Source organism: Variovorax frigidus (assembly GCF_051216515.1).
Lineage (GTDB): Bacteria > Pseudomonadota > Gammaproteobacteria > Burkholderiales > Burkholderiaceae_C > Variovorax.
The window spans coordinates 477,006-502,108 of the sequence record NZ_JBPJZF010000002.1; the positions used below are offsets into that span (position 1 = coordinate 477,006).

Here is a 25,103-nt window from a genome sequence, read left to right on the forward strand (position 1 = left end):
CGTCTCCAGGCAACTTGGCCATCGCGGATCACGATGGCGGCAAAAGTCGGCCTATAGGACAATAGCTGTCCACCATCTTCCCGCACGATGCCTCCGCCGTGACCGCGTCCGAACGCACCTTTGCCCGCCGCATCGACCTGACCTCGCTCCAGCTCTTCGTGGCGGTGTGCGAGTTGGGCAGCATCGGGCGTGCGGCAGAGCGCGAGTTCATCGCGGCCTCGGCCATCAGCAAGCGCCTGTCGGATTTGGAATCGGCCCTGGGCACGCCGCTGCTCTATCGCCACACGCGAGGCGTCGACCTGACGCCCGCCGGCGAGAGCCTGCTGCACCACGCACGCTCGGTGCTCTACAGCCTCGAGAAGATGCAGGGCGAACTCAGCGAGTACGCCGACGGTGTGCGCGGCCATGTGCGCGTGCACGCCAACATCTCGGCCATCGTGCAGTTCCTGCCCGAAGACCTGGGCGCCTTCCGCCGCGACCATGAAGAGATCAAGATCGACCTCGAAGAGCACCTGAGCGCCGAGGTCCAGCGCGCGGTGCACGAAGGCGCGGCCGACCTGGGCATTTGCCACCTGTCCGACGGCGCGAGCGAACTCCAGAGCCTGTCGTACCGCCACGATCGGCTGGTGTTGATCGTGCCGATCGGGCATGCGCTGGCCGAACAGGCCGAACTCGCTTTCGCCGACTCGCTGGAATACGACCATGTCGGCCTGCACACCAACAGCTCGATCTACGTCGCGACCCGGCAGGCCGCGCTGGGCGCGGGTCGCACCATCAAGCTGCGCATCCACGTGACCGGACTCGACGCGATGTGCCGGATGATCGAGAACGGCCTGGGCATCGGCGTGATGCCGGGCCACGCCTTCGAGTTGATGCGCGGCGGCATCGGGCGCCGGCTCACCAGCGTTGCCTTGAGCGACCCCTGGGCGCGGCGCGAGATCCGGCTGGTGGCGCGCGACTTCTCGACGCTGCCGGTGGCTGCGCGCTCGCTGGTCGCGCACCTGCAGGCCTCGGGCGCGGCCAACGAAGGCCTCGCGCTCGCGGCCTGACACGACAGCGACGCACCCACAGAATCACCCACGAAAGAAGACCGACCATGGCACGCACGCTCTACGACAAGATCTGGGACGAACACGTCGTCCACACCGAGGACGACGGCACCGCGATCCTCTACATCGACCGCCACCTGGTGCACGAAGTGACCAGCCCGCAAGCCTTCGAGGGCCTGCGCGAGGCCGGCCGCAAGCTGTGGCGCATCAGCTCGGTCGTGGCCACGGCCGACCACAACACGCCGACCACCGGCTGGGAGCGTGGCTACGAAGGCATCGCCGATCCGACCAGCAAGGAACAGGTCACCACGCTCGACCACAACATCGCCGAATTCGGCGCAGCCGCATTCTTCCCCTTCCTGAGCAAGCGCCAGGGCATCGTGCACGTGATCGGCCCGGAAAGCGGCGCGACGCTGCCGGGCATGACAGTGGTCTGCGGCGACTCGCACACCTCCACGCACGGCGCCTTCGGCGCGCTGGCGCACGGCATCGGCACCAGCGAGGTCGAGCACGTGATGGCCACGCAGACCCTGCTGGGCAAGAAGGCCAGGAACATGCTGGTGAAGGTCGACGGCAAGCTGCCGCTGGGCTGCACGGCCAAGGACATCGTGCTGGCCATCATCGGCAAGATCGGCACCGCCGGCGGTACCGGCTACACCATCGAATTCGCGGGCTCGGCGATTCGCGACCTGAGCATGGAAGGCCGCATGACGGCCTGCAACATGGCCATCGAAGCCGGCGCGCGCGCCGGGCTGGTGGCGGTCGACGAGAAGACCATCAGCTACGTGAAGGGCCGTCCGCTCGCGCCCACCGGCGTGGAATGGGAACATGCGGTGAGCTACTGGCGCACGCTGCAGTCCGACCCGGGTGCGAGCTTCGACGCCGTGGTCGAGCTCGACGCCGCGCAGATTCCGCCGCAGGTGACCTGGGGCACTTCGCCCGAGATGGTGGTCGAGATCACCGGCCGCGTGCCCGATCCCGACAAGGAAAAGGACGCCAACAAACGCGGCGCCATCGAGCGCGCGCTGGTCTACATGGGCCTGGAGCCGAACAAGGCCATGAACGACATCTTCATCGACAAGGTGTTCATCGGCTCGTGCACTAACAGCCGCATCGAGGACATGCGCGAAGCCGCGGCCGTGGTGAAGAAGCTGGGCCAGAAGGTCGCGAAGAACGTGAAACTCGCGATGGTCGTGCCCGGCTCGGGCGTGGTGAAGGAACAGGCCGAGCGCGAAGGCCTGGACGTGATCTTCAAGGCCGCGGGCTTCGAATGGCGCGAACCCGGCTGCTCGATGTGCCTGGCGATGAACGCCGACCGTCTCGAACCCGGCGAGCGCTGCGCCTCGACCAGCAATCGCAACTTCGAAGGCCGCCAGGGCGCGGGTGGCCGCACCCACCTCGTGAGCCCGGCCATGGCCGCGGCCGCCGCGGTGCACGGGCACTTCGTCGACGTGCGCACCTTCGCCTGAACACCAGAGAGACCGACATGCAGAAATTCACCGTGCACCAAGGCCTCGTGGCCCCGATGGACCGCGAGAACGTCGACACCGACGCGATCATTCCCAAGCAGTTCCTCAAGTCGATCAAGAAGACCGGCTTCGGCGTGAACCTGTTCGACGAATGGCGCTACCTCGACGCCGGATTCCCGGGCCAGGATCCGGCCAGCCGCAAGCCCAACCCCGACTTCGTGCTGAACCAGCCGCGCTATGCGGGCGCGTCGGTGCTGCTGGCGCGCAAGAACTTCGGCTGCGGCTCGTCGCGCGAGCACGCACCGTGGGCGCTCGACCAATACGGCTTCCGCGCGATCATCGCGCCGAGCTACGCCGACATCTTCTTCAACAACAGCTTCAAGAACGGCCTGTTGCCGATCGTGCTGCCTGAAGCCCAGGTGGCGCAGCTGTTCGACGAGGTCTTCGCGTTTCCCGGCTACACGCTGACCATCGACCTGGAGCGCCAGGTGGTCGTGAAGCCCGACGGCGGCGAGTTCGCCTTCGATGTGCAGGCCTTCCGCAAGTACTGCCTGATCAACGGCCTCGACGACATCGGCCTCACGCTGCGCCACAAGGACAAGATCAAGGCCTTCGAGGCCGAGCGGCTGGCACAGAAGCCCTGGCTCGCGCACACGATGCTGGCCAACGCCTGAGCATCGCATCCAATCATCTCCACCATTCCACAAGCAACGACCAATGAAAATCGCAGTTCTCCCGGGTGACGGCATCGGCACCGAAATCGTGGCGGAAGCCGTCAAGGTGCTCAACGCGCTCGACCTGAAGTTCGAGATGGAAACGGCCCTCGTCGGCGGCACCGCCTACGACGCGCACGGCCATCCGTTGCCCGAAGCCACGCTCAAGCTGGCCAAGGAATCCGACGCGGTGCTGTTCGGCGCCGTCGGCGACTGGAAGTACGACACGCTCGAGCGCCAGTTCCGCCCCGAACAGGCGATCCTGGGCCTGCGCAAGAACCTCGGCCTGTTCGCCAACTTCCGCCCGGCCATCTGCTACGAGCAGCTGGTTGCGGCCTCGAGCCTCAAGCCTGAGCTGATCGCGGGCCTGGACATCCTGATCATCCGCGAGCTGACCGGGGACATCTACTTCGGCCAGCCGCGCGGCCGCCGCACCGCCGTCGACGGCCACTTCCCCGGCGCCGAGGAAGCCTTCGACACGATGCGCTACTCGCGCCCCGAAGTCGAACGCATCGCCCGCGTCGCCTTCGAGGCCGCGCGCAAGCGCAGCAAGCGCGTGACCAGCGTCGACAAGGCCAATGTGCTCGAGACCTTCCAGTTCTGGAAGGACATCGTGACGGAAGTGGGCAAGGAATATCCCGACGTCGAGCTCGACCACATGTATGTCGACAACGCGGCCATGCAGCTGGTCAAGGCGCCGAAGAAGTTCGACGTGGTGGTCACGGGCAACATGTTCGGCGACATCCTGTCGGACGAGGCAGCCATGCTCACCGGCTCGATCGGCATGCTGCCCTCGGCCTCGCTCAATTCGAGCAACCAGGGCCTGTACGAACCCAGCCACGGCAGCGCGCCCGACATCGCGGGCAAGGGCGTGGCCAACCCGCTGGCCACCATCCTGAGCGCCGCGATGATGCTGCGCTACTCGCTGAACCAGGAAGAAGCGGCCCAGCGCATCGAGACGGCCGTGAAGAAGGTGCTGGCCCAGGGCCTGCGCACGCCCGACATCTACAGCGAAGGCACCACCAAGGTGGGCACGGTGGCGATGGGCGATGCGGTGCTGAAGGCGCTGTAAGCCGCCTCGCGCCCTGCCGCACGGCCCGAGGGCGGTGTGGCGGGGCCGCGGTTCAGCCCGGGATCTCGGGCTCGACCAGCTGCGCAAGCTGCGCCAGCGACTCCTGCCAGCCCAGGTAGCACATCTCCACCGGAATCACCTCCGGAATCCCTTCCTGCACGATGCTCAGCTCGGTCCCGCCGAGCACGGCCTTCAGCACCACCGTCACCAGCAGTTCGCCCGGCAGATTCGGATCGTCGAAGCGGTCCGTGTAGCGCAGGCGCTCGTTCGGCACCAGTTCCAGGTACTCGCCACCGAAGGCATGCCCGTTGCCGGTCGAGAAGTTCTGGAAGGACATCCGGAACGTGCCACCCACCTTCGGCTCGAAGTGGTGGACCTTGCAGACGAAGCCATGGGGCGGCAGCCACTTGGCCATGGCGTCGGCATCGAGAAAGGCGCGGTAGACCTTCTCGGGGCGGGTCTTGAGGATGCGATGCAGTCGAACGGTACCGGTGGGCATGAGCGGGTCTCCTGGCAGGGTCTGGATGGGTTGCCATTCATACACCATCCGCCGCACATCCGCTACAATGCCCGCCATGTTTGCCGCCCGCCCGTTCACCCCGAACTTAGCATCCGCCGCCCCGGCCGATGTGGCTGTGCGCGCAATCATCATCAAAACCACGACCATTAAGGGCTGATCCAGCCTGGTTCGTCGTGCGCCCTCCCCCGGCCTGACGAGCCGGGCCCCTCAGCCGTTGCTGACCGCGGGTATCTTTATCTTTTGAAGGGCGTTGACATGAGCAAGTTGGTGGGCCTCGTCGGCTGGCGCGGCATGGTGGGTTCGGTCCTGATGGACCGCATGGTGGCAGAGAAGGACTTCGACCTGATCGAGCCCGTCTTCTTCTCGACGTCCAACACCGGCGGCAAGGCCCCGGCGATGGCCAGGAACGAGACCGTGCTCAAGGATGCGCACGACATCGAAGCGCTCAAGAAGTGCGACATCGTCATCACGGCACAAGGCGGCGACTACACCAGCGCGGTGTTCCCCAAGCTGCGTGCAGCCGGCTGGAACGGTCACTGGATCGACGCGGCCTCGACACTGCGCATGAACGACGACGCGATCATCGTGCTCGACCCGGTCAACCTGCCCGTGATCCAGAACGCGCTCGCCAAGGGCGGCAAGAACTGGATCGGCGGCAACTGCACCGTGAGCTGCATGCTGATGGGCGTGGGCGCGCTCTACAAGGCCGGTCTGGTCGAGTGGATGACCAGCATGACCTACCAGGCGGCCTCGGGTGGCGGCGCGCAGCACATGCGCGAACTGCTGACCCAGTTCGGCACGCTCAACGCCGAAGTGCGTTCGCTGCTCGACGACCCCAAGTCGGCCATCCTGGAAATCGACCGCAAGGTGCTGCACAAGCAGCAGAACCTGTCGGCCGCCGAGACCGCCAACTTCGGCGCCCCGCTGGGCGGCTCGCTGATCCCCTGGATCGACAAGGACCTGGGCCTGGGCAAGCACCAGGACGATGCCGACTGGGGCGTGTCCAAGGAAGAATGGAAGGGCGGCGCCGAGACCAACAAGATCCTGGGCCAGGGCGCGGGCTTCGGCACCGCGGCGACGCCGGTCGACGGCTTCTGCGTGCGCATCGGCGCGATGCGCTGCCACAGCCAGGCCCTGACTTTCAAGCTCAAGAAGAACGTGCCGCTCGCAGACATCGAGGCGCTGATCGCCAACGACAACGCCTGGGCCAAGGTGGTAGCGAACACCCGCGAAGCGACCGTCAAGGACCTGACGCCCGTGGCCGTCACCGGTACCATGGACATCCCGGTCGGCCGCATCCGCAAGCTGGCGATGGGCCCCGAGTACGTCGGCGCCTTCACCATCGGCGACCAGTTGCTGTGGGGTGCTGCGGAACCGCTGCGCCGCATGCTGCGGATCCTGCTGGAAGCCTGAAGCCGATGTGGGCTGGAGGGCATGCATCGGGGTACGTTGCTTCATCGCAACGACTCCGCGGGACCGAAGTTGGTACGCACTGGGTCGAACGGGCCTGTCGCCTTGTCAGTGCCTGTTGATGGTGTTAACGTCCTCTTACACTTTCGGGCCGCGGTGCCCTCCTTAGCATGACAAGAACTCCGTTGCTTGCGGCCCGTGTGCTGGCCACCCGCCCGCCCCGGAGGCTCCCCGGTCGGGCACCGCTTTCCGCGCTCGGCGCGGCGATCGCGCTGGCGCTGGGTGGCGCGGCACTCGATGCGCAAGCCCTGTCGCTGGGCCGGATCACCGTGCAGTCGGCACTTGGTGAACCGTTGCGCGCGGAGATCGACGTCGCGGAGATCAATGCAAGCGAGGCAGAAGGCCTGCGGGTCAACGTCGGGTCACCCGAGGCCTTCCGCACCGCCGGCGTGCCTTACAACGCGGCGCTGTCGGAAGTGCGCAGCACGCTGCAGCGGCGCGCCGACGGCCGCTACGTGGTGCGCCTCAGCAGCAACCGCTCGGTCTCCGACCCCTTCATCGACCTGGTGATCGAAGCCAGCTGGGGCTCGGGCCGCATCACGCGCGAGTACACCGTGCTGCTGGACCCACCCAGCAGCCGCCCGCCCGCCGCTGCAACGGCCATCGCGCCGACGCCAGCCCAGATCGCGCCGCCCGCCGCGCCGCCGCTCTCCGTGGCGCCGCCCGCCCGCCCGCGCCCGGCCACCGCCGCCGTGGCCGCCCCCCCACCGGTCCCCACCGCGCCGAGCGAGCCCCCCACGGCACGCGCTGCGGCGGCCGTCGGCGGCAGCAGTGGCCAGGTCACGGTCCACACCGGCGACACCGCCAGCAAGATCGCCGGCGCCTACAAGCCGGCCGAGGTGTCTCTCGACCAGATGCTGGTGGCCCTGCTGCGCGCCAATCCCAACGCCTTCATCGACGGCAACGTGAACCGCGTGCGTGCCGGCGCGGTGCTCGATCTGCCGAGTGCCGCACAGGCTACGGCCACGCCCGCCGCCGAGGCACGCCGCACCGTGATCGCCCAGAGCCGCGACTTCGGCGACTACCGTCGGCGACTGGCCGACAACGCACCGAACGCGAAGGTCGCGAGCGCCGATCGCCAGGCCACGGGCAAGCTGCAGGCCAACGTCCAGGACCGCAATGCAGTGGCCGCCTCGCCCGACAAGCTGACCATCGCGCAAGCCCGTGCCGCCGACGACAAGCTGGCGCAAGCGCGCCAGGCGCAGGAAAGCAACGCCCGGCTGGCAGAGCTCTCCAAGAACATCAGCGAGCTGAACAAATTGCAGGGCGCCGGAGCGCCCGCACCCGCACCCGCACCCGCCACGGCCGGCACCACGGCGGCGCCCTCCGCCACAGCGGTTGCACCCGCGGCAGCGCCCGCCACGCCCGCGACGGCGCCGTCCGCGGCGTCCGGCGCACTCCCCTCGGTCGCGGCATCCGCCGCCCTGGCCGCCGCCACCGTGCCACCGGCCGGAACAGTGACACCGCCGGCCGCTGCGGCCGCGGCGTCCGCCCCTCGCACGCCCGCGCCAGCCAACGCACCGCCCTCCGAAACCAACTTCCTCGACGAGCTGCTGAGCAACCCTCTGATGCTGGGTGGCGGTGCGCTGATCCTGCTGCTGCTGGCCTTCCTGGCCTACCGCCTGACCCAGAGCCGACGCCGCGACACAGGCGAAAGCGTGTTTCTGGAAAGCCGGCTGCCCAAAGACTCCTTCTTCGCGGCCAGCGGCGGCGAATCGGTCGACACCAAGAACCGCAATTCCGTCGTGTCGTCGCTGTCGTATTCGCCGAGCCAGCTCGACACCGGCGATGTGGACCCGGTGGCAGAGGCCGACGTCTACCTGGCCTACGGTCGCGATCTGCAGGCAGAGGAGATCCTGCGCGAAGCGCTGCGCCTCAATCCGGAACGCGCAGCCATCCCTCTCAAGCTCCTCGAGATCCACGCCAAGCGCCGCGACCTGCGCGCCTACGAAGCGTTGGCCGCCGACGTCCACAAGCTGACCGGCGGTACCGGCAGCGACTGGAACCGCGTGGTCGAAATGGGCAAGGAACTGGACCCAGGCAATCCGTTGTATGAAGCGGGCGTGCGCCCCGTGGCCGAAGCCGCCTTGCCGGTGGCCGCGATCGCCGTGGCCGCTGCCGCAATGACGCCACCCCCGCCCCCCGCGACCGTCCCGCCGCCTCCCGCCTTCGTCTCTTCGGTCGCGCCACTGGATTTCGACCTCGACCTCCAGACGCCCGACGCCTATCCGACCACGATGACGGCACCGATCACCGAGCAACCGGCCATCCAGGCCGATCTGCCTCACCCGCCCAGCCCCGCGCCGGCGCGCTTCGGTCAGCCCCCGAACCCGCCATCGCCGGCGCTGCCGTCCGATCACGAGGCACCGGGCGACTTCGACACCGACTTCAACACCGCCCCCGCCGCCCTGGAAACACCGGGCCTCTCGTTTTCGCTGCCGGTCGATGAGCACACCCGGCCCGCACCTCTGCGCGCCGAGCCGAAAGACGACTCCGGTTTCATCGAGTTCGACATGAGCGCGCTGTCGGGCCTGAACGGCCGCGATTCGAACGAAACCGAGCCGGGCCGCCTCGAGCCGCTGGACGACGGCGCCGACAACCCGCACGCCATCAAACTCTCGCTGGCGCGCGAGCTGCAGGCGCTGGGCGACACCGAAGGCGCGCGCTCCCTGGTCGAGGAAGTCGAAGCCGAGAGCGTCGGCGACCTGAAGACACAGGCGAGGCAGCTGCTCGCCGAGTGGGCTTGAGCACGCGCGCCGCACCGACCGCGGCCCGCCGATTCCCGTGAGGCTGGCCCTCGGCGTCCGCTACAACGGCCAGGCCTACCAGGGCTGGCAGAGCCAGCTGTCGGGCCAGACCGTGCAGGACAAGCTCGAAGCGGCCCTGGCGCGCTTCGCCGACCGGCCCATTTCCACGCTGTGCGCGGGCCGCACCGATGCCGGGGTACATGGCCTGACCCAGGTGGTGCACTTCGACACCGACATCGAACGCACGCCCTTCTCCTGGGTGCGCGGCACCAACCGCTACCTGCCGCCGGACATCGCGGTCCAGTGGGCCCACCCGGTGCCCGACGCCTTCCACTGCCGCGCCAGCGCGCTCGCCCGCCGCTACCGCTACGTGCTGTCGCAGTCGCCGGTGCGCCCCAGCCTGGATGCCGGGCGCGTCGGCTGGTCGATGTACCCGCTGGACGGCGAGGCGATGCGCGCGGCCGCCGCGCTGCTGATCGGCCAGCACGACTTCAGCTCCTTCCGCGCCTCGGCCTGCCAGGCGCGTTCGCCGGTCAAGACGCTGCGCCGCATCGCGATCACGCAGCACGACGCCTCGCCCGACGGGGAGCGCTGCCACTGGCATTTCGAATTCGAGGCCGACGCCTTCCTGCACCACATGATCCGCAACCTCATGGGCTGCCTGGTGCGCATCGGCCGGGGCGACGAGCGGCCCGAATGGATCGCCGAGGTGCTGGCGGCGCGCAGCCGCAAGGTCGCGGCCCCCACCTTCTCCGCCGACGGCCTCTACTTCGTCGGCCCGCTCTACGACGCGGCCTGGGGCCTGCCGCCCGAGTCGACCTGGCAGGCCGAGGACGCTGCGTATGATCGTTCGCCATGACTTCCGCCACCCGCATCCGCATCAAGGTCTGCGGCCTCACCCGTGAACAGGACGTCGACGCGGCCGTGAATGCCGGCGTCGACGCCGTCGGCTTCGTGCTCTACCCGGCCAGCCCGCGCGCCGTGAGCGCCGAACGGGCCGCCGAGCTCGCATCGCGGCTGCCGCCCTTCGTCACGCCGGTGCTGCTGTTCGTCAACGAGGCGCCCGAGCGCACCGTGGCGGCCCTGGCCCGCGTGCCGGGCGCGATGGCCCAGTTCCACGGCGACGAGTCGCCCGCGCAATGCCTGGCAGCCAGCGGCCGGGGCGTCCATCGCTTCATGCGCGCGGCCCGTATTCCGCTCGGTTTGGCAGGGGCAGGCTTCGACCTCGTAAAATACGCTTCCGATTTCTCCCACGCCCAGGCCATCCTGCTCGACGCCCATGTCGACGGTTATGGCGGTGGCGGCAAGGCATTCGATTGGTCACTTCTTCCACCCGCCGTCGACGCTCACCTCGTCTTGAGTGGTGGACTCACACCTGCAAACGTGGCCGATGGCATTCGCCAGCTCCGGCCGCGATGCAAGTCGCTGGCCGTTGACGTGAGTTCCGGCGTCGAGATGGCCAAGGGCATCAAGGACGCCGCCAAGATCCGCGATTTCGTCGCTGCCGTGCGTGCAGCCGAGTTCGCATCCTCCTGACTGCCGCACCGTCTCGATCCGACGGGCGCGGCCCATCGAATCGAGACCTCCATGACCTACCAACAGCCCGATGCCAGCGGCCATTTCGGCCCCTACGGCGGCAGCTTCGCGAGCGAGACGCTCACCCATGCCATCGCCGAACTGCGCGATGCCTACGCCCGCTTCAAGGACGACCCTGAATTCCTCGCCGAATTCCACTACGAGCTCAAGCACTTCGTGGGCCGGCCCTCGCCGATCTACCACGCGGCGCGCACCAGCCGCGAGGTCGGCGGCGCGCAGATCTACCTCAAGCGCGAGGACCTGAACCACACCGGCGCGCACAAGATCAACAACGTGATCGGCCAGGCGATGCTCGCCCGCCGCATGGGCAAGCCGCGCGTGATCGCCGAGACCGGCGCGGGCCAGCACGGCGTGGCGACCGCGACGATCTGCGCACGCTACGGCCTCGAATGCGTGGTCTACATGGGCAGCCAGGACGTGCAGCGCCAGAGTCCCAACGTCTACCGCATGAACCTGCTGGGCGCCACGGTGGTGCCGGTGGAATCGGGCAGCAAGACACTCAAGGACGCGCTCAACGAAGCCATGCGCGACTGGGTCACGAACGTGGAGAACACCTTCTACATCATCGGCACCGTGGCCGGCCCGCACCCCTACCCGACCATGGTGCGCGACTTCCAGAGCGTGATCGGCACCGAATGCATCGAACAGATGCCGTCGATGCTGCCCGGCGACGGCCAGCAGCCCGACGCGGTGGTCGCCTGCGTGGGCGGCGGCAGCAACGCGATGGGCATCTTCCACCCTTACATTCCCTATGCCGACACCCGCCTGATCGGCGTCGAGGCGGCGGGCGAAGGCCTCGACAGCGGCAAGCACTCCGCGTCGATCCTGCGCGGGAGCTCGGGCGTGCTGCACGGCAACCGCACCTACCTGCTGCAGAACGAGGACGGCCAGGTGACCGAGACCCACAGCATCAGCGCCGGCCTCGACTACCCGGGCGTCGGCCCCGAGCACGCCTACCTGGCCGACATCGGCCGTGCCGAGTACGTGGGCATCACCGACACCGAGGCGCTCGAAGCCTTCCACCACCTGTGCCGCACGGAGGGCATCATTCCCGCGCTCGAATCCAGCCATGCCGTGGCCTACGCGATGAAGCTCGCGAAGACCATGCGTCCCGACCAGTCGATCCTGGTGAACCTCTCCGGCCGCGGCGACAAGGACATCGGCACCGTGGCCGATCTCTCGGGCATCGATTTCTACGACCGCCCCTCGATGCGCGGCCTGAGCGTGAAGGGAGGCAAAGCATGAGCCGCATCGCCGCCGCCTTCGAGGCTCTGCAAAAGGACGGGCGCCGCGCGCTCGTGCCCTATGTCACCGCCGGCTTCCCCTACGCCGACATCACGCCCGAACTCATGCATGGCATGGTCGAGGCCGGTGCCGACGTGATCGAGCTGGGCGTGCCCTTCTCCGACCCCATGGCCGACGGCCCGGTGATCCAGAAAGCCGGCGAGGCCGCGTTGGCGCTGGGCGTGGGCACGAAGCAGGTGCTGGCGATGGTCGCGGCCTTCCGTCGGACCAACGACCACACGCCGGTCGTGCTGATGGGCTACGCCAACCCGGTCGAGCGCTACAACGGCGTGCACGGCGAAGGCAGCTTCATCCGCGACGCGGCAGCCGCCGGCGTGGACGGGCTGCTGGTGGTCGACTACCCGCCCGAGGAGTGCGAGGATTTCGCGGCCGACCTGCGCGCCGCCGGCATCGACCTGATCTTCCTCTTGGCGCCCACCAGCACCGACGAGCGCATGGCGCAGGTCGGACGCATCGCGACAGGCTACGTCTACTACGTGTCGCTCAAGGGCGTGACCGGCGCCGGCCATCTCGACACCGAGGCGGTCGGGCGCATGCTCCCGCGCATCCGCGCGCATGTGAGCGTGCCGGTGGGCGTGGGCTTCGGCATCCGCGACGCGGCCACGGCGCAGGCGGTCGGCTCGGCCGCCGACGCGGTCGTGATCGGCACCCGGATCATCCAGCTGATCGACGGCCAGCCGCGCGAGAAGGTGGTGCCGGCAGTGCGCGAATTCCTGGCCGGCATCCGGGAAGCACTGGACGCCCTGCCCGCGGCCACCCCCAAGAACGCGGCTGGCAGATAATCGCCCGTTGCCCGACCCCAGCCCCTCTTCCGCATGGTGGGAGAGGGGAGCAGATCGTCGCAAGGGCCCGCCCCTCGCGAAAACATAGGATTGCCCATGAGCTGGCTTGAAAAACTGCTACCCCCGAAGATCGCCCAGACCGACCCAAGCGAGCGCCGCCAGATGCCCGAAGGCCTCTGGATCAAGTGCCCGAGCTGCGAGACCGTGCTCTACAAGACCGACCTCGAGCACAACCAGAACGTCTGCCCGAGCTGCGCCCACCACCACCGCATCGGTGCGCGTGCGCGGCTCGACGCCTTCCTCGACCCCGAAGGCCGCTATGAACTCGGCCAGGAAGTGCTGCCGGTCGACCCGCTGAAATTCAAGGACAGCCGCAAGTACCCCGAGCGGCTCAAGGAAGCGCTGGAGAACACCGGCGAGACCGACGCGCTGATCGTCATGGGCGGCTCGGTCCACAGCATCAACGTGGTCGTGGCCTGCTTCGAATTCGAATTCATGGGCGGCAGCATGGGCAGCGTGGTCGGCGAGCGCTTCGTGCGCGGCGTCGAGACGGCCATCGAGCAGAAGGTGCCCTTCATCTGCTTCACCGCCACCGGCGGCGCGCGCATGCAGGAAGGCCTGCTGTCGCTGATGCAGATGGCCAAGACCAATTCCGCGCTCACGCACCTGGCGAAGAAGGGCCTGCCCTACATCAGCGTGCTGACCGACCCGACCATGGGCGGCGTGAGCGCCGGCTTCGCCTTCGTGGGCGACGTGGTGATCGCCGAACCCAAGGCGCTGATCGGCTTCGCCGGCCCGCGGGTGATCGAGTCGACGGTGCGCGTGAAACTGCCCGAAGGCTTCCAGCGTGCCGAGTTCCTGCAGACCAAGGGCGCGATCGACTTCATCAGCGACCGGCGCGAGCTGCGCAAGACGATTGCCAGCACGCTGGCGATGCTTTTGCGCCAGCCGGCAGACGCGATCCTTTAACCCCCATCGAGGGCTTCGCGCACTTCGTGTCGCTTTGCCTTCCCCCCCGGGGGCGACACCAGCGGCCCGGCAAAGCCGGTTCCGCGGTAGCACTTGGCTCTCCCCCGAGGCTTGCGCACTGCGTGTCGCTTCGCCTTCCCCCTCTCCGGGGGCGACACCAGCGGCCCGGCAAAGCCGGTTCCGCGGTAGAACTTGGCTCTCCCCCGAGGCTTGCGCACTGCGTGTCGCTTCGCCTTCCCCCTCTCCGGGGGCGACACCAGCGGCCCGGCAAAGCCGGTTCCGCGGTGTCCCTGGCATCGATGCCGGACGGAGCTCCAGGCTCAGATCAAAAACACCCGACCCATCAGGTTGCCCAGCGCGATGGCCACGACCTGCAGCAGCACGATGGCGGCCAGCGGCGAGAGGTCGATGCCGCCGATCAGCGGGATGACGCGGCGCAGTGGGCGCACGATGGGTTCGGCCAGGCGCGAGACCAGGTCCAGCAGCATGGCCGAGGCGCCGGGCACCCACGACAGCACGGCGTAGACCAGCAGCAGGGCCGTCAGGCCCGACACCACCAGTTGCAGCAGGCCGATCAGCGAGACCAGCGGCAGGATCGCGATGCGGCCGAACTGGCCGACCAGCAGCAACAGCAGCAGGAACTTCACCGTCACCAGCAGCCAGGCCGCCACGGCGCTGGCCACGTCCCAGCGCTTGATCGCCGGCACGATGCGCCGCAGCGGCATCACGATCCAGTCGCTCACCGCGAACACGAAACGCCCGAGCGGGTTGCCGAAGGGCACGCGGTGGTACTGCATGTACAGCCGCAGCAGGCAGGCGCCGCCCAGCAGGCCCACGATCACATCGAGCAGGAAAGAGGGGATCTGGTAGAGCATGGCGCGTGCGGCGTGGAAGGAGAGGGATGATAGTCATGCGCGCCGCATGCCAGGCGCTTCGTCGCAGGAGTGCAAGGGTCTCTGACACGCGCCCGCGCATCTGCTACGGTGCGGTTTGCGCGAACTTGTCCTTCCGACACCATGCCGCCCTCCGCCACGCTCCCTTCGCCGTTGCCGCTGTTCCCGCTCGGGTCGGTGCTGTTTCCCGACGGCTACCTGCCGCTGCGCATCTTCGAGGTGCGCTACCTCGACCTGATCGGCCGCTGCCACAAGCAGGGCCTGCCCTTCGGCGTGGTGAGCCTGACGGCCGGCGCCGAGGTGCGCGCGGCCGGCGCGGGCGTCGAACGCTTCTCCACCGTCGGCACGCTGGCCACCATCCTCAGCCTGCACAGCCCGCAGCCCGGGCTGTTCGAGATCGAATGCGTCGGCACGCAGCGTTTCGAGGTGCGCAGCAGCGAACTGCAGAAACACGGCCTCTGGACCGCCGAAATCGATCCGTTGGCCGCCGACGTCGCGCTCGGTATCCCGAGCGACCTGCAGCATGCGGCGGATGCGCTGCGCCGGCTGGTCGACACGCTGGAACAGCGGCGCGTCGCCGCGCACGACGAGGACCTGCGGCTGCCGATCGCCCCGCCCTACCGCTTCGACGACTGCGGCTGGGTCGCCAACCGGTGGTCCGAGCTGCTGCCCATGCAGAACACGCTCAAGCAGCGGCTGATGGAGCTCGACAGCCCTCTGATGCGGCTCGAGCTGGTGAGCGACCTGCTGGCGCGCCACAACATCGCCGGCTGATCGGCCCGGCGCCGACGGCAGGCGGCGCGGCGCCCGCCAGGGGACGGCGGGCTAAAATCACGGGCTTCGCGCGGCACCGCTCGTGCCCTCCAGACCCTTGCCCATGACCGAACCTACGACCTCCCCCGCTCCAGCGATCGACGAAAACCAATTGATGGCCGAGCGGCGCGAGAAACTCAAGGCGCTGCGCGCCGGCCAGGGCGTCGCCTTCCCCAACGACTTCAAGCCCGCGCACCGCGCCGTGGGCCTGGCCGCCTCGCATGGCGAGGTCGACGCCGAAACGCTCGAAGCACAGCCCGTGACGGTCAGCGTGGCCGGCCGCATGATGCTCAAGCGCGTGATGGGCAAGGCCAGCTTCGCCTCGGTGCAGGACGCCACCGGCCGCATCCAGCTCTACGTGACGCGCGACGCGCTGGGCGAGGAGATCTACGCCGACTTCAAGCGCTGGGACCTGGGCGACATCGTCGGTGCCGAAGGCACGCTCATGAAGACCAAGACCGGCGAACTGTCGGTCAAGGTCACGAAGCTGCGCCTGCTCACCAAGAGCCTGCGCCCGCTGCCAGACAAGTTCCACGGCATGGCCGACCAGGAGCAGAAGTACCGCCAGCGCTATGTCGACCTGATCACCGACGAATCGGCACGCGACCGCTTCAAGGCTCGCAGCAAGGCCGTGAGCGCGCTGCGCGAGTTCATGGTGGCCAACGACTTCCTCGAAGTCGAGACGCCCATGCTGCACCCGATCCCCGGCGGCGCGAATGCCAAGCCTTTCAAGACGCACCACAACGCGCTCGACCAGGAGATGTTCCTGCGCATCGCGCCCGAGCTCTACCTCAAGCGCCTGATCGTCGGCGGCTTCGAGCGCGTGTTCGAGATCAACCGGAGCTACCGCAACGAGGGCATCTCGGTGCGGCACAACCCCGAGTTCACGATGATGGAGTTCTACGCGGCGTACTGGAACTACCAGGACCTGATGGACTTCACCGAGCTGATCATCCGCACGATCGCGAAGAAGACCACTGGCGGCGAGCAGCTGAGCTACCAGGGCAAGGCCGTCGACCTGAGCCAGCCCTTCGAGCGGCTCACGATCCGCGAAGCGATCGTCAAGCACACCGACGCCGGTGAGAACGTCGACGACACCACCTGGCTGATCAACGCCCTGCGCAAGCTCGGCCTCGGCGAAGAGAAGAACAAGCTCTCGCAGCGCAGCCTGGCGAGCCTCCAGGTGCTGTACTTCGAGGAAACGGTCGAAGAAAAGCTCTGGCAGCCGACCTTCATCATGGAGCACCCGACCGAGATCTCGCCGCTGGCCCGCGCCAACGACGATCGCCCGGAAGTCACCGAGCGCTTCGAGCTCTACATCACCGGCCGCGAGTTCGGCAACGGCTTCAGCGAGCTGAACGACGCCGAGGACCAGGCCGCGCGCTTCAACGCGCAGGTCGCGGCCAAGGATTCGGGGGACGACGAAGCCATGTTCTATGACCACGACTTCGTGCGCGCGCTCGAGTACGGCATGCCGCCCACGGGCGGCTGCGGCATCGGCATCGACCGCTTCATGATGCTGCTGACCGACTCGCCGAGCATCCGCGACGTGATCCTGTTCCCCGCACTCCGTAGAGAAGTTTGAACGCGACGAACGCCGGCATCGGCATCGATTTCGGCACCTCCAACTCCGCGGTCGCCTGGGCGATCGATGGCGGCATCGCCGAGGCGCTGCCGCTCGAGGGCACGGCCACCACCATGCCGACCGCCCTCTTCTACAACGCCGAAGACCGCACGACGCATTTCGGCCGCGACGCCGTCGCCATGTACCTGGCCGGCGTCGAAGGCCGGCTGATGCGTTCGCTCAAGAGCCTGCTCGGCAGTTCGCTGATGCAGGAGACCACGGCCGTCTACGACGGGCTGGTGAGCTTCCAGGACATCGTCGCGCGCTTCCTGCACGAACTGGGCACGCGCGCCGAACAGACGCTGGGCCGTCGGCCCGAACGCGTGGTGCTCGGCCGGCCGGTGCACTTCGTCGACGACGATGCCAAGCGCGACCGCCAGGCCGAGGACAGCCTGCGCCTGGCCGCGCGCGCTGCGGGCTTCCGCGAGATCGCATTCCAGTTCGAGCCCATCGCCGCGGCTTTCGATTACGAGCAGCGCGTGAGCAAGGAATCGGTGATCCTGATCGTCGACATCGGCGGCGGCACCTCCGACTTCACCGTGGTCCGGCTCGGCCCCGAACGTGCCGCGCGGCCCGAGCGCAGCGACGACGTGCTGGCCACCAGCGGCGTGCACATCGGCGGCACCGACTTCGACCAGCGCCTGAACCTCGAGCGCGTGATGCCGCTGCTGGGCTTTCGCCACCACGACGCGCGCGGCCGCGAAGTGCCGAGCAAGGTCTTCTTCGAGCTCTCATCCTGGCACCTGATCAACTGGCTCTACGCGCCCAAGGCGGTGCGCCAGGCCCAGGAGCTGCGCACCAGCTACGCCGACCCGCGGCTGCACGCGCGGCTCATGACCGTGCTGGAAGAGCGCTACGGCCATCGCATCGCGAGCGAGGTCGAGCAGGCCAAGATCCAGAGCTCGATCGGCCACGAGGCCGTGACCATCGACCTGTCGTTCGCCGAAGCCGGCCTGGGCGCGTCGCTGACGCCGCAGGACATGGAACAGCAGCTGGCCGATTCGCTGGGCAAGGTGGTGGCCAGCGCGCACGAATGCGTGCGCCGCGCCGGCCTGCGCAGCCACGACCTCGACGCGATCTACCTGACCGGCGGCTCCTCGGCGCTGCGGCCCTTCCAGGAGGCGTTGCGGCGCAGCTTCGCCGGCGTGAAGCTGGTCGAGGGCGACCTGTTCGGCGGCGTCGCCGCGGGACTGGCGTACGCCGCCAGGGCCACGCGCAAGACCGCCGACGCGGCGTGAAGTACCTCGCGCACTACCCGCCTGCGCTGCAGGCGCAGGTGCGCACGCTGATCGCCGAACAGGGGCTGGCCCCGATGCTGCGCAAGCGCTATCCGGCGGTGCACACGGTGCGCACCGACCGCGCGCTGTACGACTATGTGACGGGACTCAAGACCGAGTTCCTGCGCAATGCCGAGCCGCTGGCCAAGGTGATGTTCGACAGCAAGCTGCACGTGATCCGCCATGCGCTGGGCACCCACACCACGGTCTCGCGCGTGCAGGGCAGCAAGCTCAAATCCAAGCGCGAGATCCGCGTGGCCAGCCTGTTCAAGGCGGTGCCGCTCGAGTGGCTGCGGATGATCGTGGTGCACGAGCTCGCGCACATGAAGGAGCGCGACCATGACAAAGCCTTCTATGCGCTGTGCACGCACATGGACCCGGACTACCACCAGCGCGAGTTCGACCTGCGGCTCTACCTGACGCACCTCGACACCGGCGGCTCGCGGCTGTGGGACGCCGAGCCGGACCCGGCATCGGACAGCCCCCCGCCCTGAGGAACGCTCAGACGGGCAGCAGGGCCACTGCGCGTCGGTAGGCAGCGGACGCGGTCAGCGCCTCCCAGCCCAGGGCCGTCGACGTGGGCAGCAAGGCGCGACGCCGGGCCTCGCTGGCCGCAGTACCTTGCCAGCGGCCGTCCTTGGCGGCGGCACTGAAGCCGTCCAGCAGTTCGTCCAGCGGCGCGCCCTCGCCCACGCTCTGGTTGCAGAGCATCGCCAGATCGCAGCCGGCCGCAAGCGCGGCGAGCGCGGCGTCGGTGTAGCTGAGCAGCCGGCCGTCGATGTAGCGGCCGGCCTCCATGCTGAGGTCATCGCTGAAGATCGCGCCCTCGAAGCCGAGCCGGCCACGCAGGATGGCCTGCAGCCATCGGGCCGAGAAGCCCGCAGGACGCGCATCGACCTTGGGATAGATCACGTGGGCCGGCATCACCGCGGCCAGCGTGCCGCCGAGCCATTCAAACGGGCGCGCGTCGTCGGCCAGGATCGCCTTGAGGCTGCGCCGGTCGACCGGGATCGCGACATGCGAATCGGCCTTGACGAAGCCGTGGCCGGGGAAGTGCTTGCCGCAGTTGGCCATGCCGGCCTGCAGCAGGCCGTGCATCAGGCTCTTGGCCAGCAGCGCGGCGACGCGCGGGTCGCGGTGGAAGCTGCGGTCGCCGATGACCGAACTCTCGCCATGGTCGAGATCGAGCACGGGTGCGAAGCTGAAGTCGACGCCCACCGCGCGCAGCTCGCTCGCCAGGACGAAGCCCGCGGCGGTCGCGGCCTGCACGGCGCGCATCGCATCGTCCATCCACAGCGTGCCCAGCGAGCGCATCGAGGGCAGCCGGGTGAAGCCGTCGGTGCGGAAGCGCTGCACGCGCCCGCCCTCGTGGTCGACGCAGACCAGGATGTCGGGCCGGATCGCCTTGATCTCGGCGTTGAGTGCCTGCATCTGCGCCCGGTCCTGCCAATTGCGCGCGAAGTGGATCACGCCGCCGACCTGCGGGTGCGCGAGCCGGCGCCGGTCGGCGGGCGTGAGCGCGGTGCCGGCCACGTCGATCACGAGGGGCCGCTGGGTCGTCGTCTGGAAACTCATGGGGTCGGGTCCGTCTTCGGGTTCTGCTCGACCACCACGAAGCTGGCCGCGTAGTCGGTTTCGTCGGTCACGGTCACGTGGGCCGTGAGCCCGCGCGCCTCGAACCATTCCTTGAGCACGCCGTGCAGCACGATCACCGGCTTGCCGCTGCGCTCGTTGGTGATCTCGCAGAGCCGCCAGCTCATCGGCATGCGCATGCCCATGCCGACGGCCTTGCTGAAGGCTTCCTTGGCCGAGAAGCGCGTGGCCAGGTAGCTCAGGCCGCGCTTGGGCCAGCGCGCGCTGCGCGCCTGCCAGACCGCGAATTCGGCGTCGCTGAGCACTTTGCGCGCAAAACGCTCGCCCTGGCGCTCGAAGGTGGCGGCGACGCGGCGCACGTCGCAGATGTCGGTGCCGATGCCGTAGATCACGCGTTCACTTCGCGGCCTGCGCCTCGTCGATGCAGCGCAGATAGTCGCGCGTGGTCGCGGCGTAGCCGAGTTCGAGCGCATCGGCGACGAAGGCATGGCCGATCGAGACTTCCTTGACGCCCGGCACCGCACGCAGGAAATCCGTGAGGTTGTCACGGCTCAGGTCGTGGCCGGCATTGACCTCCAGCCCCGCGGCCTGGGCCGCGCGCGCGGTTTCGGCGTAGCGCGCGAGCACCTCGGCGGCCCTCGCCGAGCCGCGCGAGGCCGCATAGCCCTCGGTGTAGAGCTCGACGCGGTCGGCGCCCACGGCCTTGACCGCGGTCATCATCTCGGGGATCGGGTCCATGAACAGGCTCACGCGCACGCCCAGCGCCTTCGCTTCGGCGATCAGCGGGCGCAGGCGCTCAGCGTCCTGCGGAAAGCTCCAGCCGTGGTCGCTGGTGGACTGCGTCTCGCTGTCGGGCACGAAGGTGGCCTGGTGGGGCCGGCAGACGCGCACGAAATCCATCAGGTTGTGGAAGGGGTTGCCTTCGATGTTGAACTCGATCTGCGGCCAGTCGCGCGACAGCAGCGCCGCGAGATCGTGCACGTCGTGCGCGCGGATGTGGCGCTCGTCGGGCCGCGGGTGCACCGTGATGCCCTTCGCGCCGGCCTCCAGGCAGAGGGTCGCGGCGCGCAGCACGCTGGGAATGCCCAGGTGGCGCGTGTTGCGCACCAGCGCAACCTTGTTCAGGTTGACCGAAAGGGCCGTGAGGGAGGAAGGCGTGGTCATGGGCGATCAGAGGGCTTGCAGATCCCGCATCATCTGCCGGGTCCGCAGGGTGGTAACGCCGCAATGGTAGTTCAGCAGCGTGCGCAGTTGGCTGCGCAGGGCCGCGTTGCTGCCGGCGCTGAGCATGGCCACGCAGCGCAGCGTGGCCGAGAAAGGCGAGCGATCGTCCAGGGCGTCCTGCAGCGCCAGCCAGTCGGCGCCCGCGAGCGCGGCATCGGCCGGCGCCGACGCGCGCAGGCCGGCTTCGGGCACCAGCGCGTAGCGCGCATCGTCGGCCAGCGGCGCGAGCGTCAGGGTTTCGGTGTCGAGCGTGGGCAGCAGGCCGACGCCACGCAACAACAACAGCTCGAAGGCGCGCAGCGCGGCCGCCTGGGTCGCGGCCTGGGCCACGCCATGGTCGCTGGCCAGCACCTCGACCACGCCCGCATAGGCGTCGAACAACGCTTCGTGCGCGTCGTCGCGGGCCAGCAGGCGCAACAGGAGTTCGTTGACGTAGTAGCCCGAGAGCAGCGACTCGCCGGTCGGCATCACCAGGCCGCCCATCCACTCGGCGCTCTTGAGCGTGCGGATCTCGGCGTCGCCGCCGTAGTTGAGCTGCAGCGGCTGCAGCGGCAGCAGCACCGGCCTGAAGTTGGAGCTGGGCCGCTTCGCACCCTTGGCCACGATCGCGACGCGGCCGTGGTGGCGGGTGAAGACTTCAAGGATTACGCTCGACTCGCTCCAGTCGTAGCGGTGCAGCACGTAGGCGGGTTCGTGGGAGACGCGTTGGGTGGCCATGTCAGTGCGCGGGGGGCGTCGGGGCGGCCGGCCGGCCGCGGACGCGGCGCCCGGTGCCGACGCGCCGCATGCGGGTCCGGGCTGTGCTTATTCGTAACCGAAGCTGCGCACGCGCGCTTCGTCGTCGGCCCAGCCGGAGCGCACCTTGACCCAGAGTTCGATGAACACCTTGGCGTCCATGAGCTTCTCGAGCTCGACCCGGGTCTCGGTGCCGATGCGCTTGATGCGGTCGCCCTTGTCGCCGATGACCATGGCCTTGTGCGTGTCGCGCTCGACCACGATGGTCGCCGCGATGCGCATCAGGCGCTTGTGGCCCTTCTTCTGCGGCGGCTCTTCCTCGAACTTGTCGATGATCACGGTCGAGGTGTAGGGCAGTTCGTCGCCGGTCAGGCGGAACAGCTTCTCGCGCACCATCTCGCCGGCCAGGAATTTCTCGCTGCGGTCGGTGAGTTCGTCCTCGCCGTAAAACCAGGGCTGCTCGGGCAGATACTTGGCGCAGATGGCGAACAGGCGCTCGACGTCCTTGGCGCTCTTGGCCGACATCGGCACGATCTCGGCGAAGTCGTGCTTCTCGTGCATCGTCTGCAGCCAGGGCGCGACATCGCCGCGGCGGTGGATGTTGTCGAGCTTGTTGGCCAGCAGCACCGTCGGGATGCCCTTGCCCAGCAGCTTGAGCACGCGCTCGTCGGCCGGCGTGAAGCTGCCGGCCTCGACCACGAACAGGATCAGGTCGACGTCGCCGACCGCGCCCAGCACGGTCTTGTTGAGCGACTTGTTGAGCGCATTGGCATGCAGGGTCTGAAAGCCCGGCGTGTCGACGAACACGAACTGCGTGGCCTCGCGGGTGCGCATGCCGGTGATGCGGTGGCGGGTGGTCTGTGCCTTGCGCGAGGTGATGCTGATCTTCTGGCCGACCAGCGCGTTGAGCAGCGTCGACTTGCCGACGTTGGGCTTGCCGACGATGGCGATCAGGCCGCAATGCTGCGGCCCATGGGCCAAGGCGTCGGCGGTGGCCGCGCCGGGCATCGCCGGCATCGGTGGCATGCCGGGGACGGGCGGGATCAGGTTCTCGGGAGCGCCGTCGGCGTCGGGGACATCGTGTGTAGGGGTCATGTTGCTTTCGTGCCGCGGGCCTTGAGTCGGATCAGCATCGCCGCGGCCGCGGCCTGCTCGCCGGCGCGTCGCGAACCGCCGATGCCGCGCTCGGTCAACCCCAGTTCGGGCACCTCGCACTCGACATCGAAGGTCTGCTTGTGGGCTGCGCCGAGCGTGCCGCTCACGCGGTAGGCCGGCAGTTTCATTTTGTGCCCCTGCAGCCATTCCTGCAATTCGGTCTTGGGGTCTTTGGCGGCGGCGTCCATGCGCGGCGTGATCTCGACCGCTTCGTAGAGCCGGTGTACCAGCGCCTGCGCCGCGCCGTAGCCGGCGTCGAGGTAGACGGCACCGATCAGCGCTTCGAGCGCGTCGGCCAGGATCGAGGGGCGGTTGGGGCCGCCCGAGCGCGCTTCGCCCTCGCCCAGCCGCAGCAGCGGCGAGATCGCTAATTTGACGGCCAACTGGTGCAGCGTGTCCTGCTTGACCAGGTTGGCGCGCACGCGCGAAAGGTCGCCTTCGGGCAGGTCCGACAGCCGCTCGTAGAGCAGGTGCGAGACGGCCAGGCTCAGGACCGAGTCGCCGAGGAATTCGAGCCGCTCGTTGTGGTCGGCGGAAAAACTGCGGTGGGTGAGTGCGCGCTGAAGCAGCCGCGCGTCGGCGAAGGTATGCCGGAGGCGCGCCTGCAGCGCAACAAGAGCGCCTTCTGCCACGGTCAGCGGGACTGGCCCTGACCCTTGTACTTGAGCACCAAGTAGGCGGGGCCGAAGAGATGGATTTCGCGGTCGTAGGCATAGGACACGACGACCTTGTCGCCGACCTTCTGCACGTCGAGGTCCTTGCCGCTGACCGACTTGAAGTCGTCGATGGCCTGGGCACGGTCGAAGATGGCGCGCACTTCGGGCACCGTGCTGCCTTCGGCCGCCTTGGCGGCCGCCTTGTTGATGGCCTGGTACTCGATCAGCGTGGGAATGACCTGCGCCACGACCACACCGACGCAGGCCAGCACGATGGCCACGAACAGCAGCCCGATGAAGGAGATGCCGCGCTGCCTCGATGCGGATGCCGACCGTTCAATGTTCTTTGCCATTGCTCTACCCTCGAATGATTGCTTTTATTGGAATGCGCCGATGCGCTTGAGATTGCCGAAGTTCATCCACACGAAGAACGCGCGCCCGACGATGTTCTGGTCGGGCACGAAACCCCAATAGCGCGAGTCGAGCGAGTTGTCGCGGTTGTCGCCCATCATGAAATAGTGGCCGGCGGGCACCTTGCAGACGACGCCTTCGACACTGTAACGACAATTGTCACGATCCGGAAAGCTCATCACTTCCACGTCGGAGATGCCGGCACGGCGGGTCTCGTCGTTGAGCAGCTTGTGCTGCGTGGTGCCCAGCGTTTCCGTGTACTGCTTGAGGTAGCGCATCGTCTCCTCGTCGAAGAACTCGGGGATCGCATCCTTGCTCACAGGCTGGCCGTTGATGGTCAGCTGCTTGTTCAGGTAGGCCACCTCGTCGCCGGGCACGCCGACCACACGCTTGATGTAGTCGAGGCTGGGCTTGGGCGGGTAGCGGAACACCATCACGTCGCCGCGGGCAGGGGGCTTGCCTTCGGTGATCTTGGTGTTGAGCACAGGCAACCGCAGGCCGTAGGTGAACTTGTTCACCAGGATCAGGTCGCCGGTGAGCAGCGTCGGCATCATCGAGCCCGAAGGGATCTTGAAGGGCTCGAACAGGAAGGAACGCAGCAGGAACACGACCAGGATCACCGGGAACAGACCCGCGGTCCAGTCCAGCCACCAGGGCTGCATGATGAGCCGCTCGCGCGCCTTGACGTCGACGCGGTCGACCTGCTCGATGCCCTGGCGCGCCAGCTCTTCACGCCGCTGCACGAGCGAGGCGTCGAGCAACTCGGCCGCGCGACGGCGCCGGGGCAGGAAGTAGAAGCGCTCGGCCAGCCAGTACAGGCCGGTGACGACCGTGGCCACGAACAGCAGCAGCGCGAAGTTGCCTTCGACGGCACCGAAGTACCACGCGCCGACGTAAGCGGCGAACGCGGCAAGGATGAGAGAGGTGAGGAATGCCATCTTCGTTTTTCAGGTGCTGCAGGCGCCAGGAACGACGCTGTCAAATGCCAGAGAGACCGCGGAACCGGCTTTGCCGGGCCGTCGGCATCGCC

General features: G+C 68.2%; 25 protein-coding genes. 15 read left to right on the forward strand and 10 right to left on the reverse strand.

The genetic code is table 11. The annotated features are described in order from the left end of the window. The first annotated feature begins 98 nt into the window (after positions 1-98). Genes ACSFBC_RS07525 through leuB form a run of 4 tightly spaced genes read left to right on the forward strand, consistent with a single transcriptional unit; the run spans position 99 to position 4,303 of the window. Positions 99-1,049, forward strand: coding sequence for a LysR substrate-binding domain-containing protein (locus ACSFBC_RS07525; RefSeq protein WP_435509685.1), 951 nt, complete (start codon positions 99-101; stop codon positions 1,047-1,049). A 47-nt stretch (positions 1,050-1,096) separates the two neighbouring features. Further along, positions 1,097-2,518: a 3-isopropylmalate dehydratase large subunit gene (gene leuC / locus ACSFBC_RS07530; RefSeq protein WP_435509686.1), complete on the forward strand. Its 1,422-nt coding sequence runs from the start codon at positions 1,097-1,099 to the stop codon at positions 2,516-2,518. A 17-nt stretch (positions 2,519-2,535) separates the two neighbouring features. Then, positions 2,536-3,192, forward strand: a complete 657-nt coding sequence (gene leuD, locus ACSFBC_RS07535) for a 3-isopropylmalate dehydratase small subunit (RefSeq protein WP_435509687.1) — start codon at positions 2,536-2,538, stop codon at positions 3,190-3,192. A gap of 43 nt (positions 3,193-3,235) precedes the next feature. Then, the gene (gene leuB / locus ACSFBC_RS07540) at positions 3,236-4,303 is read left to right on the forward strand and encodes a 3-isopropylmalate dehydrogenase (protein WP_435509688.1); all 1,068 of its coding nucleotides are present in this window, start codon (positions 3,236-3,238) and stop codon (positions 4,301-4,303) included. Positions 4,304-4,355: 52 nt separating this feature from the next. Here the strand turns inward: leuB and ACSFBC_RS07545 are convergent, their stop codons facing one another. Beyond that, positions 4,356-4,802 carry an SRPBCC family protein gene (locus tag ACSFBC_RS07545; RefSeq protein ID WP_435509689.1) on the reverse strand — a complete coding sequence of 149 codons (447 nt, stop codon included), beginning with the start codon at positions 4,800-4,802 and terminating at the stop codon, positions 4,356-4,358. 276 nt (positions 4,803-5,078) lie between these two features. On the opposite strand from ACSFBC_RS07545, the gene asd reads away from it, so the two are divergent. The 7 genes from asd to accD all read left to right on the forward strand — a co-directional run bounded on the left by asd (position 5,079) and on the right by accD (position 13,692). Next, a complete protein-coding gene (asd, locus tag ACSFBC_RS07550; protein ID WP_435509690.1) occupies positions 5,079-6,236 on the forward strand; it encodes an aspartate-semialdehyde dehydrogenase in 1,158 nt (385 codons plus the stop codon). Between the two features lie 167 nt (positions 6,237-6,403). After that, complete coding sequence (locus ACSFBC_RS07555; RefSeq protein ID WP_435509691.1) at positions 6,404-9,040, forward strand: FimV/HubP family polar landmark protein; 2,637 nt, start codon at positions 6,404-6,406, stop codon at positions 9,038-9,040. 37 nt (positions 9,041-9,077) lie between these two features. Continuing rightward, on the forward strand, positions 9,078-9,899 hold the full coding sequence (gene truA, locus ACSFBC_RS07560; protein ID WP_435509692.1) for a tRNA pseudouridine(38-40) synthase TruA: 822 nt from the start codon (positions 9,078-9,080) through the stop codon (positions 9,897-9,899). Next, on the forward strand, positions 9,896-10,576 hold the full coding sequence (locus ACSFBC_RS07565; protein WP_435509693.1) for a phosphoribosylanthranilate isomerase: 681 nt from the start codon (positions 9,896-9,898) through the stop codon (positions 10,574-10,576). The genes truA and ACSFBC_RS07565 overlap by 4 nt, the downstream gene beginning before the upstream one ends. Positions 10,577-10,627: 51 nt before the next feature. Then, complete coding sequence (gene trpB, locus ACSFBC_RS07570) at positions 10,628-11,881, forward strand: tryptophan synthase subunit beta (protein ID WP_435509694.1); 1,254 nt, start codon at positions 10,628-10,630, stop codon at positions 11,879-11,881. Next, on the forward strand, positions 11,878-12,723 hold the full coding sequence (trpA, locus tag ACSFBC_RS07575) for a tryptophan synthase subunit alpha (protein WP_435509695.1): 846 nt from the start codon (positions 11,878-11,880) through the stop codon (positions 12,721-12,723). The genes trpB and trpA overlap by 4 nt, the downstream gene beginning before the upstream one ends. Positions 12,724-12,819: 96 nt before the next feature. Then, positions 12,820-13,692, forward strand: a complete 873-nt coding sequence (gene accD, locus ACSFBC_RS07580; protein ID WP_435509696.1) for an acetyl-CoA carboxylase, carboxyltransferase subunit beta — start codon at positions 12,820-12,822, stop codon at positions 13,690-13,692. A 320-nt stretch (positions 13,693-14,012) separates the two neighbouring features. On the opposite strand, the gene ACSFBC_RS07585 is transcribed toward accD, so the two are convergent. Continuing rightward, complete coding sequence (locus tag ACSFBC_RS07585; protein ID WP_435509697.1) at positions 14,013-14,567, reverse strand: YggT family protein; 555 nt, start codon at positions 14,565-14,567, stop codon at positions 14,013-14,015. Between the two features lie 141 nt (positions 14,568-14,708). On the opposite strand from ACSFBC_RS07585, the gene ACSFBC_RS07590 reads away from it, so the two are divergent. The 4 genes from ACSFBC_RS07590 to ACSFBC_RS07605 all read left to right on the forward strand — a co-directional run bounded on the left by ACSFBC_RS07590 (position 14,709) and on the right by ACSFBC_RS07605 (position 18,793). Beyond that, positions 14,709-15,359, forward strand: coding sequence for an LON peptidase substrate-binding domain-containing protein (locus ACSFBC_RS07590; RefSeq protein ID WP_435509698.1), 651 nt, complete (start codon positions 14,709-14,711; stop codon positions 15,357-15,359). A gap of 103 nt (positions 15,360-15,462) precedes the next feature. Continuing rightward, positions 15,463-16,983 carry a lysine--tRNA ligase gene (lysS, locus tag ACSFBC_RS07595; RefSeq protein ID WP_435509699.1) on the forward strand — a complete coding sequence of 507 codons (1,521 nt, stop codon included), beginning with the start codon at positions 15,463-15,465 and terminating at the stop codon, positions 16,981-16,983. Beyond that, the gene (locus tag ACSFBC_RS07600; protein ID WP_435509700.1) at positions 16,980-18,260 is read left to right on the forward strand and encodes an Hsp70 family protein; all 1,281 of its coding nucleotides are present in this window, start codon (positions 16,980-16,982) and stop codon (positions 18,258-18,260) included. Before lysS ends, ACSFBC_RS07600 begins: the two co-directional genes overlap by 4 nt. Beyond that, positions 18,257-18,793, forward strand: coding sequence for a M48 metallopeptidase family protein (locus tag ACSFBC_RS07605; protein ID WP_435509701.1), 537 nt, complete (start codon positions 18,257-18,259; stop codon positions 18,791-18,793). Before ACSFBC_RS07600 ends, ACSFBC_RS07605 begins: the two co-directional genes overlap by 4 nt. Before the next feature lie 7 nt (positions 18,794-18,800). Here the strand turns inward: ACSFBC_RS07605 and nagZ are convergent, their stop codons facing one another. The 8 genes from nagZ to lepB form a co-directional block, all read right to left on the reverse strand. Further along, on the reverse strand, positions 18,801-19,874 hold the full coding sequence (gene nagZ, locus ACSFBC_RS07610) for a beta-N-acetylhexosaminidase (RefSeq protein WP_435509702.1): 1,074 nt from the start codon (positions 19,872-19,874) through the stop codon (positions 18,801-18,803). Next, positions 19,871-20,284 (reverse strand): holo-ACP synthase, encoded by a 414-nt coding sequence (gene acpS, locus ACSFBC_RS07615; protein ID WP_435509703.1) that lies wholly within the window; start codon positions 20,282-20,284, stop codon positions 19,871-19,873. Before acpS ends, nagZ begins: the two co-directional genes overlap by 4 nt. 4 nt (positions 20,285-20,288) lie before the next feature. Then, positions 20,289-21,056, reverse strand: a complete 768-nt coding sequence (locus tag ACSFBC_RS07620) for a pyridoxine 5'-phosphate synthase (protein ID WP_435509704.1) — start codon at positions 21,054-21,056, stop codon at positions 20,289-20,291. 6 nt (positions 21,057-21,062) lie between these two features. Next, positions 21,063-21,833, reverse strand: a complete 771-nt coding sequence (recO, locus tag ACSFBC_RS07625) for a DNA repair protein RecO (RefSeq protein WP_435509705.1) — start codon at positions 21,831-21,833, stop codon at positions 21,063-21,065. Between the two features lie 87 nt (positions 21,834-21,920). After that, positions 21,921-22,877 (reverse strand): GTPase Era, encoded by a 957-nt coding sequence (gene era / locus ACSFBC_RS07630; protein ID WP_435510047.1) that lies wholly within the window; start codon positions 22,875-22,877, stop codon positions 21,921-21,923. Between the two features lie 65 nt (positions 22,878-22,942). Further along, the gene (gene rnc / locus ACSFBC_RS07635) at positions 22,943-23,638 is read right to left on the reverse strand and encodes a ribonuclease III (protein ID WP_435509706.1); all 696 of its coding nucleotides are present in this window, start codon (positions 23,636-23,638) and stop codon (positions 22,943-22,945) included. 2 nt (positions 23,639-23,640) lie between these two features. Continuing rightward, on the reverse strand, positions 23,641-24,015 hold the full coding sequence (locus ACSFBC_RS07640) for a DUF4845 domain-containing protein (protein WP_435509707.1): 375 nt from the start codon (positions 24,013-24,015) through the stop codon (positions 23,641-23,643). A 24-nt stretch (positions 24,016-24,039) separates the two neighbouring features. Beyond that, on the reverse strand, positions 24,040-25,011 hold the full coding sequence (gene lepB, locus ACSFBC_RS07645) for a signal peptidase I (RefSeq protein WP_435509708.1): 972 nt from the start codon (positions 25,009-25,011) through the stop codon (positions 24,040-24,042). Positions 25,012-25,103 lie beyond the last annotated feature (92 nt).